Source organism: Pseudomonas sp. Irchel s3a10 (assembly GCF_900187525.1).
GTDB lineage: Bacteria > Pseudomonadota > Gammaproteobacteria > Pseudomonadales > Pseudomonadaceae > Aquipseudomonas > Aquipseudomonas koreensis_G.
On record NZ_FYDR01000005.1, the window covers coordinates 330,990 to 345,752 of the forward strand.

Consider the following 14,763-nt stretch of genomic DNA (forward strand, 5'->3'; position numbering starts at 1 on the left):
AGAGGGCTGTGGCTTTCGTTCAACTCGCCGATGGCGAACTGCATTACGTTATTGAAGGCCCGGTCGACGCACCGGTGCTGGTGCTGTCCAACTCGCTGGGCACCGACCTGCACATGTGGGACGCGCAGGTGCCGGCGTTCACCGAGTACTTCCGGGTGCTGCGTTTCGACACCCGTGGCCACGGCCAGTCGTTGGTGACACCGGGGCCGTACAGCATTGAGCAACTGGGCCGCGACGTGCTCGGCTTGCTCGATGCGCTGCACATCGAGCGTGCGCATTTTTGCGGACTGTCGATGGGTGGCTTGATCGGCCAGTGGCTGGGGATCAATGCCGGTCATCGTCTGCACAAACTGATCGTGTGCAACACCGCCGCAAAGATCGGTGATCCATCGGTGTGGAACCCGCGCATCGAAACCGTGCTGCGTGATGGCCCGGCAGCGATGGTCGCACTGCGTGATGCGTCGATTGCCCGGTGGTTCACCCCGGATTTTTCCGCGGCCAATCCGGCTGCAGCGGAGAAGATCACCGACATGCTCGCGGCGACTTCGCCTGAAGGTTATGCGGCCAATTGCGCGGCGGTGCGCGATGCCGATTTCCGTGAGCAACTGGCCTCGATCAACCTGCCGCTGCTGGTGATTGCCGGCACCGAAGATGCGGTGACGCCACCGTCCGGCGGGCATTTCATTCAGCAGCATGTGCGCGACGCCGAGTACGCCGAGTTCCATGCCGCGCACCTGTCCAATGTGCAGGCCGGCGCTGATTTCAGTGATCGCGTGTTGGCGTTTTTGCAGGCTAAGTGAGGAAGTTTTTGTGGACGAGAAACAACGTTACGACGATGGCATGCAGGTACGCCGCGCGGTGTTGGGCGACGCCCATGTCGATCGCAGCCTGAATGCACTGACCGAGTTCAACTCGGAATTCCAGGAGATGATCACCCGTCACGCCTGGGGCGACATCTGGACCCGCCCGGGCCTGCCTCGGCACACGCGCAGCCTGATCACCATCGCCATGCTGATCGGGATGAACCGCGAGGCCGAGCTGAAACTGCATTTGCGTGCGGCGGCCAACAACGGTGTGAGCCGGGGCGAGATCAAGGAAGTGATCATGCAGAGCGCGATTTACTGCGGAATCCCGGCGGCCAATGCGACGTTCCACCTGGCGGAGTCGGTGTGGGATGAACTGGGCGTCGAATCCCGGGAGTGATGGTGCCTGAACTGACGCCTTCGCGAGCAAGCCCGCTCCCACATTGGGAATGCATTTCCCTGTGGGAGCGGGCTTGCTCGCGAAAGCGGCAGACGCCGTGATGCATCAATCAGCACAGGCACTCAACCCTGGCAACAATGAAAATCCGCTCCCACATTGGGAATGCATTTCCCTGTGGGAGCGGGCTTGCCCGCGAAAGCGGCAGACGCCGTGGTGCATCAATCAGCACAGGCACTCAACCCTGGCAACAATGAAAATCCGCTCCCACATTGGGAATGCATTTCCCTGTGGGAGCGGGCTTGCTCGCGAAAGCGGCAGGCGCCGTGATGCATCAATCAGCACAGGCACTCAAACCTTGGCAACAATGAAAATCCGCTCCCACATTGGGAATGCATTTCCCTGTGGGAGCGGGCTTGCTCGCGAAAGCGGCAGACGCCGTGATGCATCAATCAGCACAGGCACTCAGACCCTGGCAACAATGAAAATCCACTCCCACATTTGGCATGCATTTCCCTGTGGGAGCGGGCTTGCTCGCGAAAGCGGCAGACGCCGTGATGCATCAATCAGCACAGGCACTCAACCCTGGCAGCAATGAAAATCCACTCCCACATTGGGAATGCATTTCCCTGTGGGAGCGGGCTTGCTCGCGAAAGCGGCAGACGCCGTGATGCATCAATCAGCACAGGCACTCAAACCTTGGCAACAATGAAAATCCGCTTGAACGGAAACAGCGTCTGCCCGTTTTCCTCCGGCGGGTAATGCTTATGCACCCGCATCAGGTAGTGGTAGATAAACCGCGCCTGTTCCTGTGACGTCAGTGCCTGCATCACCGGCCGCAGCGCCGAGACCTTCACCCAGTCGTACACCGGTGACTTGCCGTCAACCACCTGCAGTTGCTCGGTTTCCCAGATCTCCAGCGACGTGGTCAGCGGCGCGAGCAAGCGATAGTAGTCCTCCAGTGTCAACAACGGCCGCGCCGCCATGCGCCGGCGCAGTTGCGGTGTGCCGATGGGGGTGTGACCCGGGCCCGCGTCTTCGAGGGTGTCGAGCATCAGTCGATACCACAAGGCATCGCGCCAGTCCGGCATGTGCACCGCCAGACAGCCGCCCGGGCGCAGATACCCCAGCAGGCGCGGCAGCAGGTGTTGATGATCGCCAATGAAATGCAGCACCGCCGCCGCGAGCAGCAGATCGGCCGGTTGATCGGGTTGCCAGTCGAGCAGGTCGCACTCTTGCCATTGGGCGTTGATCGGCAGGCACCGGGCCTGATCAAGCATCTGCCGCGAGCTGTCGACACCCAGCAACTGCGCACGCGGCCAGCGCTCGGCCAGCAGGCGCGTGGCAATGCCGGTGCCGCAGCCCAGGTCATAAATTCGTCTGGGGTCGTGCAGATCGATACGGTCGAGCAATTCGTTGACCGGGCGTTGCCTGAGACGGGAAAACTGCTGGTACGCCTTGGCGTCCCAGTCGGTGCAGGCGTTCCCTGCCGTTTCGAGTTTGGCGCTCATGAGGAGGTCCTCTCTGGCGGATTACAGTTGTCGTCCAATGACGTTGAGGGTTTTCAGGACAACGGCCACGCCTTTGCGTGTGTCCTCTTCATTCAGCAGTTTGAGCAACGCCAGAGTCCCCGGCGCCGCTGACTGTGCCGATACTTCGGCTTTGGCTACGCGCACTGCATTACTGACTGTCCAGGTGGCGGCTGTGCTGCTCTCGAACAATTGCGCGAGTTTTTCCACCATGGCCGGGTCGAGCAGATCGGCGATATCGGAAACCAGGGAAAGCAGGTCGACAATATTCTCCAGGCGTCCGCCATCGATTAACGGCTGCAGTTTCGCCATCAGTGCAGTGAACCCGGGCGTGGCTGACATTTCCTCGGGCATGTTCATGAGCAATCACTCCTCCCTGTGCAGGGTCAAAGCATTCCCCGGGCCACTGCCCAGTAAAGACCGCGATTGAAGCCGTTTCTGAGCAGACCGCCCAATTTGGTCGGGGGTGTCGGCAATACATCGTGGGCGTAGTCGTACCAGAGTGGCATCCCGGCATTCAGGCCCATTTGTGCTACCGCCTGTACCCGACCGTCGTATACCGAGTTGGGTGCGCCAAGACGGATCTGGGCCGTGATGTTGTTGGCGATCACCGGCGCCTGGTTGTGACAGGCGCCGCCGGCCTTGCTGACCGGCAGGTCGACGGTGTCGCCGATCACGTAGACATTCTCCAGACCGTAGACCTGCAGCGTTTCGTGATTGGTCGGCAGCCATCCTTCATCATTGGCGGCTTGTGAGATGCCGCACTCACGCACCACCTCGACGGCCTGGATTGGCGGGGTAGCCATCAAGATGTCGAAGGGTTGCGCATCGCCCTCGATTGAGTAGGCGATTTTTGCATCAGGATCCACATGGCTCAGGGTGAAGCCGCGCTGAAATTGAATGTTTTTCTGGGCAAAAATGCTCGGCAGAATTTCACCGGTGGGACGCTGCAAGAACAGACAATTGCGCAATAGCTGGGCAACCGTCGGGTAGGTGTAGATGATTTCCACTTGCTCGCGAACGCCCCGGCGACGCAACAGATCATCCAGCATCAATGTCGTTTCCACGGGCGCGATTCCGCATTGGTGCGGGACGTTCGGCGTCTGCGGGAAGGACACGGTAATGAAAATCCGGCCTTTTTCGATGGTGTTCAGGCGTTGCGCCAGCTGCCGGGCAGGAAGGTATTGATAGAAGTGGTCGCCGGCTTCTTGCAGACCCTCGATGCGTTCCGGCGCCGGCACGCAGCCGGTGGCGATCACCAGAAAATCATAGTCGAAGCGCTTGCCGGTTCGGGTGCGCAATTGCTGCCCGGAAAAGTCGAAACGGGTGACTTCTTCAACGTGGAAACGGATTTCCGGGCGCAACAATGAGCGTTCCGCACGTTTGAGTTCCTCTTCGAAGAACTGACTGAACGCCACGTACATGAACGCAGGTTTGTAGTAATGATCGGGAGAACTGGACAGCAATGTAATCGAGACGTCGCCGCGTAGAACTTCGGGATACAGCTTGCCGACCAGTTGATTGGCCAGCATGGTTCCACCTACACCGCCACCGACGATAACTATTCGCTTGCTCATACCTGACCTCCGTGGCCAAGGCAGCTTCGCGTACAGCATCCGGAGATAACGGAAGAAAACTAAGGGCTCCTACAGCAGGCTGGAGAATTTACACACTCTGTTGACTGTATCTGCGCCTCGACAAATCGCCAGTCCGGGCTGACCAGTGGTTGATGCCGGCGCCGCAGCACCGGCATGCGGGTTCAAAGCAGGCTGATCGGATAGCTGATGATCAGGCGGTTCTCGTCGAACTCGTTGTTGCTGAAGTCGCGGCGCATGGTCGAGTTGCGCCAGCGCACGTTGAGGTCGCGCAGGGTGCCGCTCTGTACGGTGTAGCCCAGTTCCGATTCGCGGCCCCATTCCTTGCCGTCGGTGATGGTTCCGGTGTGTACGTTGTCGCCGCTGATGTAGCGGTTCATCAGGGTCAGGCCGGGGATGCCCTGGGCGGCGAAGTTGTAGTCGTGGCGCACCTGCCAGGAACGTTCCTGAGCGTTGTCGTAGCTGGCGTTGTAACTGTCGTTGGCCAGGGTGCCGCCGCTGGTGCCGTTGACGCGCATCCAGGCGCTGTCGCCAGTGAGTTTCTGCAGGCCGACGTAGAAGGTGTTGCCACCGTAGCGGGCCGAGAACATCCCCGACCAGGTCTTGTTGTCGAGTTCGCCGGCGCGGGCGCTGCCGTCGTCCTTGCCGTAGAAGAAACCGAGGTTGGCGCCCAGCGTCCAGTCGCCGAGTGGCTGGCTGTGAATCAGGTTGACGTATTGCTGGCTGTAGATGTCCTTGAGTTCGGCGTTCCACAGGCCGATCTGCGTGCGTTTTTCGTTGAAAACGTATTCACCGCCCTGAAAGTTGAAGCGATCAGAGGTGAACGCCGCTTTGCCGGTCATCGACATGTCGCTCATGCTGCTGTCGTCGCGCGGGCTGTTGGCGCGGAACTGCCCGCCATAGAGGGTCAGGCCGTTGATTTCCTTTGAGGTGATCTGCCCGCCACGGAATGTTTGCGGCAGCGAACGGCCGTCGTCCGAACGCAGGATCGGCAGCACCGGCATCCATTCGCCGACCTTGATTTCGGTCTGCGACAGTTTGGCCTTGAACGCGACGTTGGTGCGGCCGAAGTTGTCCGCCGGTCGCCCGTCGTGATCCAGCGGCAGCAGTTGCGTGCCACCGGTGCCTTTGCCGCCATCGAGCTTCACCGAGTACAGGCCCAGCACGTCCATGCCGAAGCCGACGGTGCCTTGGGTGAAGCCGGATTTGGCGTCGAGGATGAAGTTCTGCGTCCACTCTTCAGCCTTGCCCTGAGCCTTGGTCGGGTTGGTGAAGTTGCGGTTGATGTAGAAGTTGCGCAGGTTCAGGTTGACCTTTGCTCCTTCGACGAAACCGGCTTCTTCGGCTGCGGCGGGGAGGGCGACGCCGGTCAGGGCCAGGGCGATCAGGCCGGGGAGTGCGTACGGCGCAGTTGGATGAGTCATCGCAGGGTCTCTTGTTATTTTTTTAGGTCGAACAGAGCCGTTGCCGCCATTTCGGGGCGGGCACGAGCTTGCAGAATCAGGGATGAAGCGGCGGCGATCAGCCGGACGGGACAGGGCGCGGGAGCATGGTGTCGAACCTGTTGTTATTGGTTTTGTGGAGCGAATGGTGCGGGGCGCGGTGGGCGGGATTCAATCGGGGAAAGCGGGTTTCGGGCGATTATCGAACGCAAGATTGAGCCGGGTTTTGTGGTGGTCGATAAGGCGCTATCGCGAGCAGGCTCACTCCTACAATTGGAATGCGTTCCCCTGTAGGAGTGAGCCTGCTCGCGATAGCGCCATTCCAGACAACACATTTGTTTCAGGCAACAAAAAGCCCGCCAAATGGCGGGCTCCTTGTGTTCACCGGATGATCAGAACAGCTTCATCTTCGGTGCTTCTTCTTTCAGCGGTTCGTTCTGCGCGGTCTGCGCATTCCAGCCGCCACCCAGAGCCTTGTACAGGTTGACCGCACTGGTCAGCTGCGCGAGGCGGTCGGTGATCAGTGCCTGTTGTGCGCTGAACAGCTGACGCTGGGCGTCGAGGAAGGTCAGGTTGCTGTCGACACCGATGCGGTAACGACGCTCGGCCAGGCGGTAGTAATCCTGGTTGGCCGCGACGAAGTCACGCTGCGCTTGCAGCTGCTCGGTGTAGGTCTGGCGCGCGGCCAGGCCGTCGGCGACTTCCTGGAAGGCGGTTTGAATCGACTTCTCGTAGTTCGCCACGCCAATGTCCTTCTGGATCTTGGCGTAGTCGAGGCTGGCGCGCAGGCTGCCGGCGTTGAAGATCGGCAGGTTGATCTGCGGCTGGAACAGCCAGGTACCCGAACCACCCTTGAACAGACCGGACAGGTCCGGGCTCAGGCTGCCCGCGTTGGCGGTCAGGCTGATGCTCGGGAAGAACGCTGCACGGGCGGCACCAATGTTGGCGTTGGCCGCTTTCAGGTTGTACTCGGCCTGAAGGATGTCCGGACGACGCTGCAGCAGGTCCGAAGGCAGACCGGCCGGTACGTCGCTGAGCAGATCATCCGACAGCGGTTTGGCCGCTTGCAGATTGGCCGGGATGCCGGTACCGAGCAGCAGGGTCAGGCTGTTTTCGTCCTGCGCCACCTGGCGGGTGTAACGCGCCAGTTGTGCCCGGGCGTTCTCGACCGAGGTACGCGACTGCGCCAGGTCCAGCGCCGAAGCCACACCGACTTCGTTGCTGCGGCTGGTCAGCTTGTAGCTTTCTTCAAAGGCACCGAGGGTGTCTTGCGTCAGCTTGAGCAGTTCCTTGTCCGCTTGCCAGGTCAGGTAAGCATTGGCGACGCTCGCCACCAGGCTGATCTGCGTGCTGCGGCGTGCTTCTTCAGTGGCGAAGTATTGTTGCAGCGCTTGTTCGCTCAGGCTGCGAACCCGACCGAACAGGTCGAGTTCGTAGGCGCTGATGCCGACAGTGGCAGAGTAGGAGCTGGTGATGCTCGACTCGCCAGTCTGCGATGCACGGGCCGGAACCCGCTGACGGCTGCCGCTGGCATTGGCCGACACCGCCGGGAACAGGTCGGCGCGCTGGATGCGGTATTGAGCCGCATAGGCGTCGATGTTCAGCGCCGCGACACGCAGGTCGCGGTTGTTTTCCAGGGATACCTGGATCAGCTGCTGCAGCGCAGGGTCATGGAAAAACTGCTTCCAGCCCTGCTCGGCAGCGGCCTGCGCCGGTGCCTGGGCCGGCGAATAGGCCGGCCCCTGCGGGTACTGACCTGCGACCGGAGCCTCAGGCTGCTGATAGTCGGGTATCAGCGAGCAACCGCTCAGCACGAAGGCGGCGACTGCGAGGGAGAGTAGCGACTTGCTCATTGGCCAGCCTCTTTAGGAGTTTCTTTAGTTTCATCCTGGTCGGCGTTTTTGCGCTGGCCCATGGACGAAACCGTGACGAAGAACAGTGGGACCCAGAAGATCGCCAGGATCGTGGCCGTCAGCATACCGCCAATTACGCCCGTACCGATTGCATGCTGGCTGCCCGAACCGGCACCGGTCGAGATTGCCAACGGTACAACACCGAGCACGAAGGCCAGCGAAGTCATGATGATCGGTCGCAGACGCATGCGGCAGGCTTCGATCGCCGCATCACGCAAGCTGCGCCCTTGCTCATGCAGTTCCTTGGCGAACTCGACGATCAGAATGGCGTTTTTAGCCGCCAGACCGATGGTCGTCAACAAGCCCACCTGGAAGTACACGTCGTTGGACAGACCTCGCAGGCTGGTTGCCATCAACGCACCGATGATCCCCAGTGGAACCACGAGCATGACCGCGATCGGAATCGACCAGCTTTCATACAGCGCCGCCAGACACAGGAACACCATCAGCAGCGACAAAGCGTACAGCGCTGGCGCCTGCGAGCCGGACAGCCGTTCCTCGTAGGACAGACCGGTCCAGGAGATACCGACACCCGACGGAAGTTTCTTGGCAATCGCTTCGACTTCGGCCATTGCCTCACCGGTGGAGTAACCCGGCGCCGGAGCACCCAGCACTTCTACCGCTTCCACACCGTTGTAGCGTGCCAGTTTCGGCGAGCCGTAGATCCACTCGCCCTTGGCGAAAGCGGAGAACGGAACCATGGTGCCTTCGGCGTTGCGTACATACCACTTCTTCAGGTCTTCCGGGCTCATGCGCGAGTCCGGTTGGCCTTGCACGTACACCTTTTTCACTCGACCGCGGTCGATGAAGTCGTTGACATAGCTACTGCCCAAGGCAATCGACAGGGTGTTGTTGATGTCGCTGATGGTAATGCCCAGGGCACTGGCCTTCTCGTCATCGATTTCCAGCTGGAACTGTGGCTCGTCGTTCAAGCCGTTCGGACGCACTTGTGTGAGGACTTTGCTTTGCGCAGCCATGCCGAGGAACTGGTTGCGCGCTTCCATCAGTTTTTCGTGGCCGATACCGGCACGGTCCTGCAGGAATACGTCGAAACCGGTGGCGTTACCCAGCTCCAGTACCGCTGGCGGGGCAAAGGCAAACACCATCGCATCGCGGAAGCTGAAGAAGTGCTGTTGAGCCCGGGCGGCCAGTTTGAACACGCTGTTTTCGGCGTCTCGTTCGCCCCACGGCTTGAGCATGATGAACGCCATACCCGAGCTCTGGCCACGACCGGCGAAGTTGAAACCGGTCACGGTGAACACCGAAGCCACCGCATCAGCCTCACCGCCGTCCTTGTTCGGACGCAGCAGGTATTCACGCATTTCATCGACGACCACCTGGGTACGCTGGGCACTGGAACCGGCCGGGGTCTGTACCTGAGCGAACAGTACGCCCTGGTCTTCTTCCGGCAGGAACGCGGTCGGAATGCGGGTGAACAGCCAGATCATGCCAACGACGATCAGCAGGTAAGCCAGCAGATATGGCGCTTTACGCGACAGCATATTGCCGACGCCGCGTTCGTAGCTCTGTACACCACGGTCGAAATTGCGGTTGAACCAGCCGAAGAAGCCTTTCTTCGGCGTGCCATGCTCGCCTTTCGGAATTGGCTTGAGCATGGTCGCGCACAGCGCCGGGGTAAAGATCAGGGCAACCAGCACCGACAGGGCCATGGCCGAAACGATGGTGATCGAGAACTGCTTGTAGATCACACCGGTGGAGCCGCTGAAGAAGGCCATCGGCAGCAATACCGCCGACAGTACAAGGGCGATACCGACCAGCGCACCCTGGATCTGGCCCATGGATTTTTTGGTCGCTTCCTTGGGTGACAAGCCTTCTTCGCTCATCACCCGCTCGACGTTTTCCACCACGACGATGGCGTCGTCCACCAGCAAACCGATGGCCAGCACCATGCCGAACATGGTCAGCGTGTTGATGCTGAAACCGGCGGCGGCGAGGATGCCGAAGGTGCCGAGCAATACCACCGGCACGGTCATCGTGGTGATGACGGTGGCGCGGAAGTTCTGCAGGAACAGGAACATCACCAGGAACACCAGCGCAATCGCTTCGACCAGCGTGTGAACCACACCTTTGATCGACTCGGTGACCACTGGAGTGGTGTCATACGGGAACACCACTTCCATGCCTTGCGGGAAGAACGGCTTGAGGCTGTCGATGGTGTTGCGCAGGGCCTTGGCCGTATCGAGGGCGTTGGCGCCGTTGGCCAGTTTCACTGCCAGGCCGGAAGCCGGACTGCCGTTGAACTGGGCGCTGATCGCGTAGTTTTCACCGCCGAGGCCGACATCAGCCACGTCTTTGAGGCGAACTTGCGAACCGTCCTTGTTGACCTTGAGCAGAATTTCCTTGAACTGCTCGGCGGTCTGCAGACGGGTCTTGCCGATGATCGTGGCGTTGAGTTGCTGACCTTGTACGGCGGGCAAGCCGCCGAGCTGACCCGACGAAACCTGAACGTTCTGCGCAGCGATGGCGGTTTTCACGTCGACCGGGGTCAGGTTGAAGTTGTTCAACTTGGCCGGGTCGAGCCAGATGCGCATCGCGTACTGGGCACCGAAGACCTGAAAGTCACCGACACCGGCGGTGCGCGAAATCGGATCCTGCATGTTCGACACGATGTAGTTGGACAGGTCGTCCTTGGTCATGCTGCCGTCACGCGACACCACGCCGATTACCAGCAGGAAGTTTTTCACTGCCTTGGTCACGCGGATACCTTGTTGCTGCACTTCCTGCGGCAGCAGCGGGGTGGCGAGGTTCAGCTTGTTCTGAACCTGCACCTGCGCGGTGTCGGAGTTGGTGCCTTGCTCGAAGGTCGCGGTAATGGTCATGCTGCCGTCGGAGTTACTTTCCGAGGACACATAACGCAGGTTGTCGATACCGTTGAGCTGCTGCTCGATCACCTGGACCACGGTGTCCTGCACGGTTTGCGCCGAAGCGCCCGGGTAGGTCACGGAGATCGCAATGGCTGGCGGCGCAATGCTCGGGTACTGGTTGATCGGCAATTTGAGGATCGATAGAGCCCCGACCAGCATGATCACCAAGGCAATTACCCAGGCGAAAATCGGACGGTCGATGAAGAATTTTGACATGGGTTACTCCCCTTTGCCGCCGGCGGCTTGGTCAGCTGCCTGTGCGGGGGCCGGGTTCTTTGCGTGAACGTTGGTCGCTTCAGTGGCTTTGACTTCAACACCCGGTTTGACGTACTGCAGACCTTCGGTGATCAGGCGATCGCCAGCCTTCAGGCCATCTTCGATCAGCCATTGGCTGCCGACGGTGCGGCTGGCCTTGAGCTGACGCAGTTCGACCTTGTTGTCCGCACCGACGACCAGTGCGGTCGGCGTGCCTTTGAGGTCACGGGTCACGCCTTGCTGCGGGGCGAGGATCGCGGCGCTGTTCACACCGGCCTGCAACTGGGCGTGGACGAACATGCCTGGCAGCAGGGTGTGATCCGGGTTCGGGAACACCGCGCGCAGGGTCACCGAACCTGTCGTCTGATCGACTGACACCTCGGAGAATTCCAGCTTGCCGTCGAGCTTGTACTGGCTGCCGTCTTCCAGGGTCAGCTTGACTGCGGCGGCGTTGTCGCCGGCCTTTTGCAGACGACCGCTTTCCAGCTCGCGGCGCAGCTCCAGCAGCTCTACCGAGGACTGGGTGACGTCAACGTAGATCGGGTCCAGTTGCTGGATCACGGCCATGGCGTCGGTCTGGCCATTGCTGACGAGGGCGCCTTCGGTCACCGAAGAACGGCCGATGCGGCCGGAGATCGGCGCGTAGACCTTGGTGTATTTCACATTGATCTGCGCACTCTGCAACGACGCTTCCGATTCCATGCGATTGGCCACGGCGGTGTCGTATTCCTGGCGGCTCACGGCCTGCTCGTCGACCAGTTGCTTGTAGCGGTCGGAGATCGACTTGGTCGAACGCAGGTTGGCTTCGGCGCTTTTCAGGGTCGCTTCATAGACTGCCGGATCGATCTGATACAGCTGCTGGCCGGCCTTGACGTCGCCGCCTTCCTTGAACAGACGCTTGAGAATGATGCCGTTGACCTGTGGTCGAACTTCAGCGATGCGGTACGCACTGGTGCGCCCCGGCAGTTCGGACGTGAGGGTGAACGCTTGTGGTTGCAGGGTGACGACGCCGACCTGAGGAGGCGGAGCGGCTGGGGCCGCTTCTTCCTTTTTACATCCGCTGAGCAGCGATGCCAGGGCGACGGCAGTGACCAGAGCGGTAACAGCTGGCTTGAATTGCATGAAGATCCTCGGGTCAGGCGCGCACATTGCGCACAAGAAGTGTGAAAGGGTAAAAAAATCGGGTCGAGTGGATAAGTAGCTTGCTAAGGAATATACTTACGTTCATGGTTGTTTGTAAATAGCTTGGCGTCGTACCCACCCTGTTACAAAATGCGTCGCAAGGTTTGAAATTGTAGGCCGGGGAGCCGATTCGTGAGAGATCAGCCCCCTCTTTATTCAGCGGATATTCAGCCATCCCTGAAACATCCTGTTTGAGGTTTTACTGCCATGGTCCGTCGTACCAAAGAGGAAGCTCAGGAAACGCGCAGCCAGATTCTCGAAGCGGCCGAGAAAGCGTTTTATGAAAGGGGCGTGGCCCGAACGACCCTGGCGGATATCGCGACGATGGCCGGCGTCACGCGCGGTGCCATCTATTGGCATTTCAGCAACAAGGCCGATCTGGTGCAGGCGATGCTCGACAGCCTGCATGAACCGCTGGATGAATTGGCCAAGGCCAGCGAGAGCGAGGACGAACTCGATCCGCTGGGATGCATGCGCAAGCTGTTGATCCATCTGTTCCATCAGGTCGCCCTGGATCCGAAGACCCGTCGCATCAACGAGATTCTGTTTCATAAGTGCGAATTCACCGATGAAATGTGCGATCTGCGCCAGCAGCGCCGCACGGCCAGTCTCGATTGCAACCTGCGCATCGGTCTGACCCTGCGTAATGCGGTCAATCGCGGCCAGTTGCCGGAAAATCTCGACACTGCCCGGGCGGCCATCAGCATTCATGCGTATATCGATGGCCTCCTGTATGGATGGCTATTGGCGCCGGACAGCTTTCAATTGCATGCCGAAGCCGAGCGCTGGGTCGATACAGGACTGGATATGCTGCGCCTGAGCCCCAGCCTGCGCAAATGAAACAAAATGCGTAATTGAATCTGTCCGTGTCAAGACTTGAAGCGGGGAAATGTCCCTGCTTCAAGCCTTTCTGTAATGGGGTGCTTTTATATACGTACGTTGCGCAGGTTGATAGGTAGCGAGCTACGTATTTTGTAGGGGTTTTGTTTCGACTGTGTGAATGAATGTTAACGACTCGGGCAAAATGGGCGTTGAGCAACAGCGTTGTCCGTACCGTTACTGCATAAGCGGGTAACTCTCTATCAGGCCGACGGCGTCATGAATGCGATCATCTTATAACTGTATGGGTAAACCGGGTTTTCATTTTCCAATGCCGCGCCGCAGTTGATGGGTTCGGCGCCAATAGAGAAAGCATTGGTATCCCAGAAGAGTTCGACCTTTGGAGGCCGGTGCCCCGCCATTTGTCTGTAGCAATAACTGAGCGTGGTGTCGAATTGTACTTTCTGTTTGTAGTTGGTGTAGCAGACGTAAGTGCTGAATACCTCTTTTTTGATATCGTAATCAATAACGATGTCCTGCTTCAGATGAGGATCTCCTTCAAACATCATAAAGACGGTCTGGTAGGGGAGGATCTTGTCGATACGCGTCAAGGGTGGGTGCTTTGGAGAGGAATCCTCAAGCCAGAAAGTAGAGTCCGTGGCATTGGTGATTTGCAGAAGGAATGTAAGTTTGTTTGGATCTATATCATTCATTTTTATATAACCTTGCTTGATTAAGTTGGTGGGTTGTAATTGATGAGTTGCTGGGCGGAGCTTAGGTTTATATTGTTCTGATGGCGAATCTTTAAATGTGTGAAAATAAAAAAAGCCCCGCCTCTTTCGAGGCGGGGCTTACTTGTTAGTTGATGTTGTTTACAGCGCTGGATAATCGATGTAGCCGACCGGGCCTTTGCCGTAGAACAACTCAGGGCGCGCGTCATTCAGCGGTGCATCGGCCTTCAGACGTGCCGGCAGATCGGGGTTGGCAATGAACGGTACGCCGAACGCTACGGCGTCAGCCTTGCCTTCAGCCAGCCACGCATTGGCGCTGTCCTTGGTGAAGCGTTCGTTGGCGATGTACGCGCCGCCGAAGGCTTCTTTCAGTTGTGGGCCGAGGCTGTCAGCGCCTTCTTTCTCGCGAGAGCAGATGAAGGCGATGCCGCGCTTGCCCAGCTCGCGAGCCACATAAGTGAAGGTCTCGGCCAGATTGTCGTCGCCCATGTCGTGGGAATCGGCGCGCGGTGCCAGGTGTACGCCGACACGGCCGGCGCCCCAGACGTCGATCGCTGCGTCAGTCACTTCCAGCAGCAGACGCGCACGGTTTTCCAGCGAGCCACCGTAGTTGTCGGTGCGCTGGTTGGTGCTGCTTTGCAGGAACTGGTCGAGCAGGTAGCCGTTGGCGCCGTGGATTTCCACGCCGTCGAAACCGGCCGCTTTGGCGTTTTCGGCACCGGTGCGGTAGGCCTCGACGATCTCGGCGATTTCAGCGGTTTCCAGAGCACGCGGAGTCGGGTAGTCGGCCAATGGACGCACCAGGCTGACGTGACCTTTAGGCTGGATGGCGCTCGGGGCGACCGGGGTTTCGCCGTTGAGGTACGACGGGTGCGAGATGCGGCCGACGTGCCACAGTTGCAGGACGATCTTGCCGCCGGCAGCGTGCACGGCTTTGGTCACGTTGGTCCAGCCGCGTACCTGATCGTTGGACCAGATGCCCGGGGTGTCCGGGTAGCCGACGCCCATCGGCGTCACCGAAGTAGCTTCGGACAGGATCAGACCAGCCGAGGCGCGTTGCACGTAGTACTCGGCCATCAGCGCGTTCGGTACGCGGCCTTCATCAGCGCGGCAGCGGGTCAGCGGGGCCATGATGATGCGGTTGGACAGCTCAAGGTCGCCCAGTTTGATCGGATCGAAAATAGTTGCCATGTGTACAACCCTCGTCAGTTA

General features: G+C 59.6%; 12 protein-coding genes. 3 read left to right on the forward strand and 9 right to left on the reverse strand.

Annotated features, from left to right (window positions below; translation table 11 throughout):
- The first annotated feature begins 8 nt into the window (after positions 1 to 8).
- Together pcaD and pcaC are read left to right on the forward strand one after the other, a co-directional pair.
- Entirely contained in the window at positions 9 to 800 is a 792-nt protein-coding gene (pcaD, locus tag CKW11_RS17320; RefSeq protein WP_095138477.1) for a 3-oxoadipate enol-lactonase, read from the forward strand.
- 10 nt (positions 801 to 810) lie between these two features.
- A complete protein-coding gene (gene pcaC, locus CKW11_RS17325; RefSeq protein ID WP_095138478.1) occupies positions 811 to 1,203 on the forward strand; it encodes a 4-carboxymuconolactone decarboxylase in 393 nt (130 codons plus the stop codon).
- A gap of 689 nt (positions 1,204 to 1,892) precedes the next feature.
- Here the strand turns inward: pcaC and CKW11_RS17330 are convergent.
- The 7 genes from CKW11_RS17330 to emhA form a co-directional block, all read right to left on the reverse strand.
- A complete protein-coding gene (locus CKW11_RS17330; protein ID WP_095138479.1) occupies positions 1,893 to 2,711 on the reverse strand; it encodes a methyltransferase domain-containing protein in 819 nt (272 codons plus the stop codon).
- 21 nt (positions 2,712 to 2,732) lie between these two features.
- Positions 2,733 to 3,089: a DUF1641 domain-containing protein gene (locus tag CKW11_RS17335; RefSeq protein WP_095138480.1), complete on the reverse strand. Its 357-nt coding sequence runs from the start codon at positions 3,087 to 3,089 to the stop codon at positions 2,733 to 2,735.
- 26 nt (positions 3,090 to 3,115) lie between these two features.
- On the reverse strand, positions 3,116 to 4,306 hold the full coding sequence (locus CKW11_RS17340) for an FAD/NAD(P)-binding oxidoreductase (protein WP_095138481.1): 1,191 nt from the start codon (positions 4,304 to 4,306) through the stop codon (positions 3,116 to 3,118).
- 182 nt (positions 4,307 to 4,488) lie between these two features.
- The gene (locus tag CKW11_RS17345; protein WP_095138482.1) at positions 4,489 to 5,748 is read right to left on the reverse strand and encodes an OprD family porin; all 1,260 of its coding nucleotides are present in this window, start codon (positions 5,746 to 5,748) and stop codon (positions 4,489 to 4,491) included.
- A 410-nt stretch (positions 5,749 to 6,158) separates the two neighbouring features.
- Positions 6,159 to 7,619, reverse strand: a complete 1,461-nt coding sequence (gene emhC, locus CKW11_RS17350; RefSeq protein WP_095138483.1) for an efflux RND transporter outer membrane subunit EmhC — start codon at positions 7,617 to 7,619, stop codon at positions 6,159 to 6,161.
- Positions 7,616 to 10,780: an efflux RND transporter permease subunit EmhB gene (emhB, locus tag CKW11_RS17355; RefSeq protein WP_095138484.1), complete on the reverse strand. Its 3,165-nt coding sequence runs from the start codon at positions 10,778 to 10,780 to the stop codon at positions 7,616 to 7,618. The genes emhC and emhB overlap by 4 nt, the downstream gene beginning before the upstream one ends.
- Positions 10,781 to 10,783: 3 nt before the next feature.
- Positions 10,784 to 11,941 carry an efflux RND transporter periplasmic adaptor subunit EmhA gene (gene emhA, locus CKW11_RS17360; RefSeq protein WP_095138485.1) on the reverse strand — a complete coding sequence of 386 codons (1,158 nt, stop codon included), beginning with the start codon at positions 11,939 to 11,941 and terminating at the stop codon, positions 10,784 to 10,786.
- 267 nt (positions 11,942 to 12,208) lie between these two features.
- On the opposite strand from emhA, the gene emhR reads away from it, so the two are divergent.
- A complete protein-coding gene (gene emhR, locus CKW11_RS17365; RefSeq protein WP_007963181.1) occupies positions 12,209 to 12,841 on the forward strand; it encodes an efflux system transcriptional repressor EmhR in 633 nt (210 codons plus the stop codon).
- A gap of 242 nt (positions 12,842 to 13,083) precedes the next feature.
- On the opposite strand, the gene CKW11_RS17370 is transcribed toward emhR, so the two are convergent.
- A complete protein-coding gene (locus CKW11_RS17370) occupies positions 13,084 to 13,533 on the reverse strand; it encodes a hypothetical protein (RefSeq protein WP_095138486.1) in 450 nt (149 codons plus the stop codon).
- Positions 13,534 to 13,692: 159 nt separating this feature from the next.
- A complete protein-coding gene (locus tag CKW11_RS17375; RefSeq protein ID WP_007963183.1) occupies positions 13,693 to 14,742 on the reverse strand; it encodes an alkene reductase in 1,050 nt (349 codons plus the stop codon).
- Positions 14,743 to 14,763 lie beyond the last annotated feature (21 nt).

Coding starts and splice junctions, on each gene's coding strand:
- CKW11_RS17330 (WP_095138479.1), bottom strand. CDS start 2,711: ATGAGCGCCAAACTCGAAACGGCAGGGAACGCCTGCACCGACTGGGAC.
- emhC (WP_095138483.1), bottom strand. CDS start 7,619: ATGAGCAAGTCGCTACTCTCCCTCGCAGTCGCCGCCTTCGTGCTGAGC.
- CKW11_RS17370 (WP_095138486.1), bottom strand. CDS start 13,533: ATGAATGATATAGATCCAAACAAACTTACATTCCTTCTGCAAATCACC.
- emhR (WP_007963181.1), top strand. CDS start 12,209: ATGGTCCGTCGTACCAAAGAGGAAGCTCAGGAAACGCGCAGCCAGATT.
- CKW11_RS17345 (WP_095138482.1), bottom strand. CDS start 5,748: ATGACTCATCCAACTGCGCCGTACGCACTCCCCGGCCTGATCGCCCTG.
- CKW11_RS17375 (WP_007963183.1), bottom strand. CDS start 14,742: ATGGCAACTATTTTCGATCCGATCAAACTGGGCGACCTTGAGCTGTCC.
- CKW11_RS17335 (WP_095138480.1), bottom strand. CDS start 3,089: ATGAACATGCCCGAGGAAATGTCAGCCACGCCCGGGTTCACTGCACTG.
- emhB (WP_095138484.1), bottom strand. CDS start 10,780: ATGTCAAAATTCTTCATCGACCGTCCGATTTTCGCCTGGGTAATTGCC.
- CKW11_RS17340 (WP_095138481.1), bottom strand. CDS start 4,306: ATGAGCAAGCGAATAGTTATCGTCGGTGGCGGTGTAGGTGGAACCATG.
- emhA (WP_095138485.1), bottom strand. CDS start 11,941: ATGCAATTCAAGCCAGCTGTTACCGCTCTGGTCACTGCCGTCGCCCTG.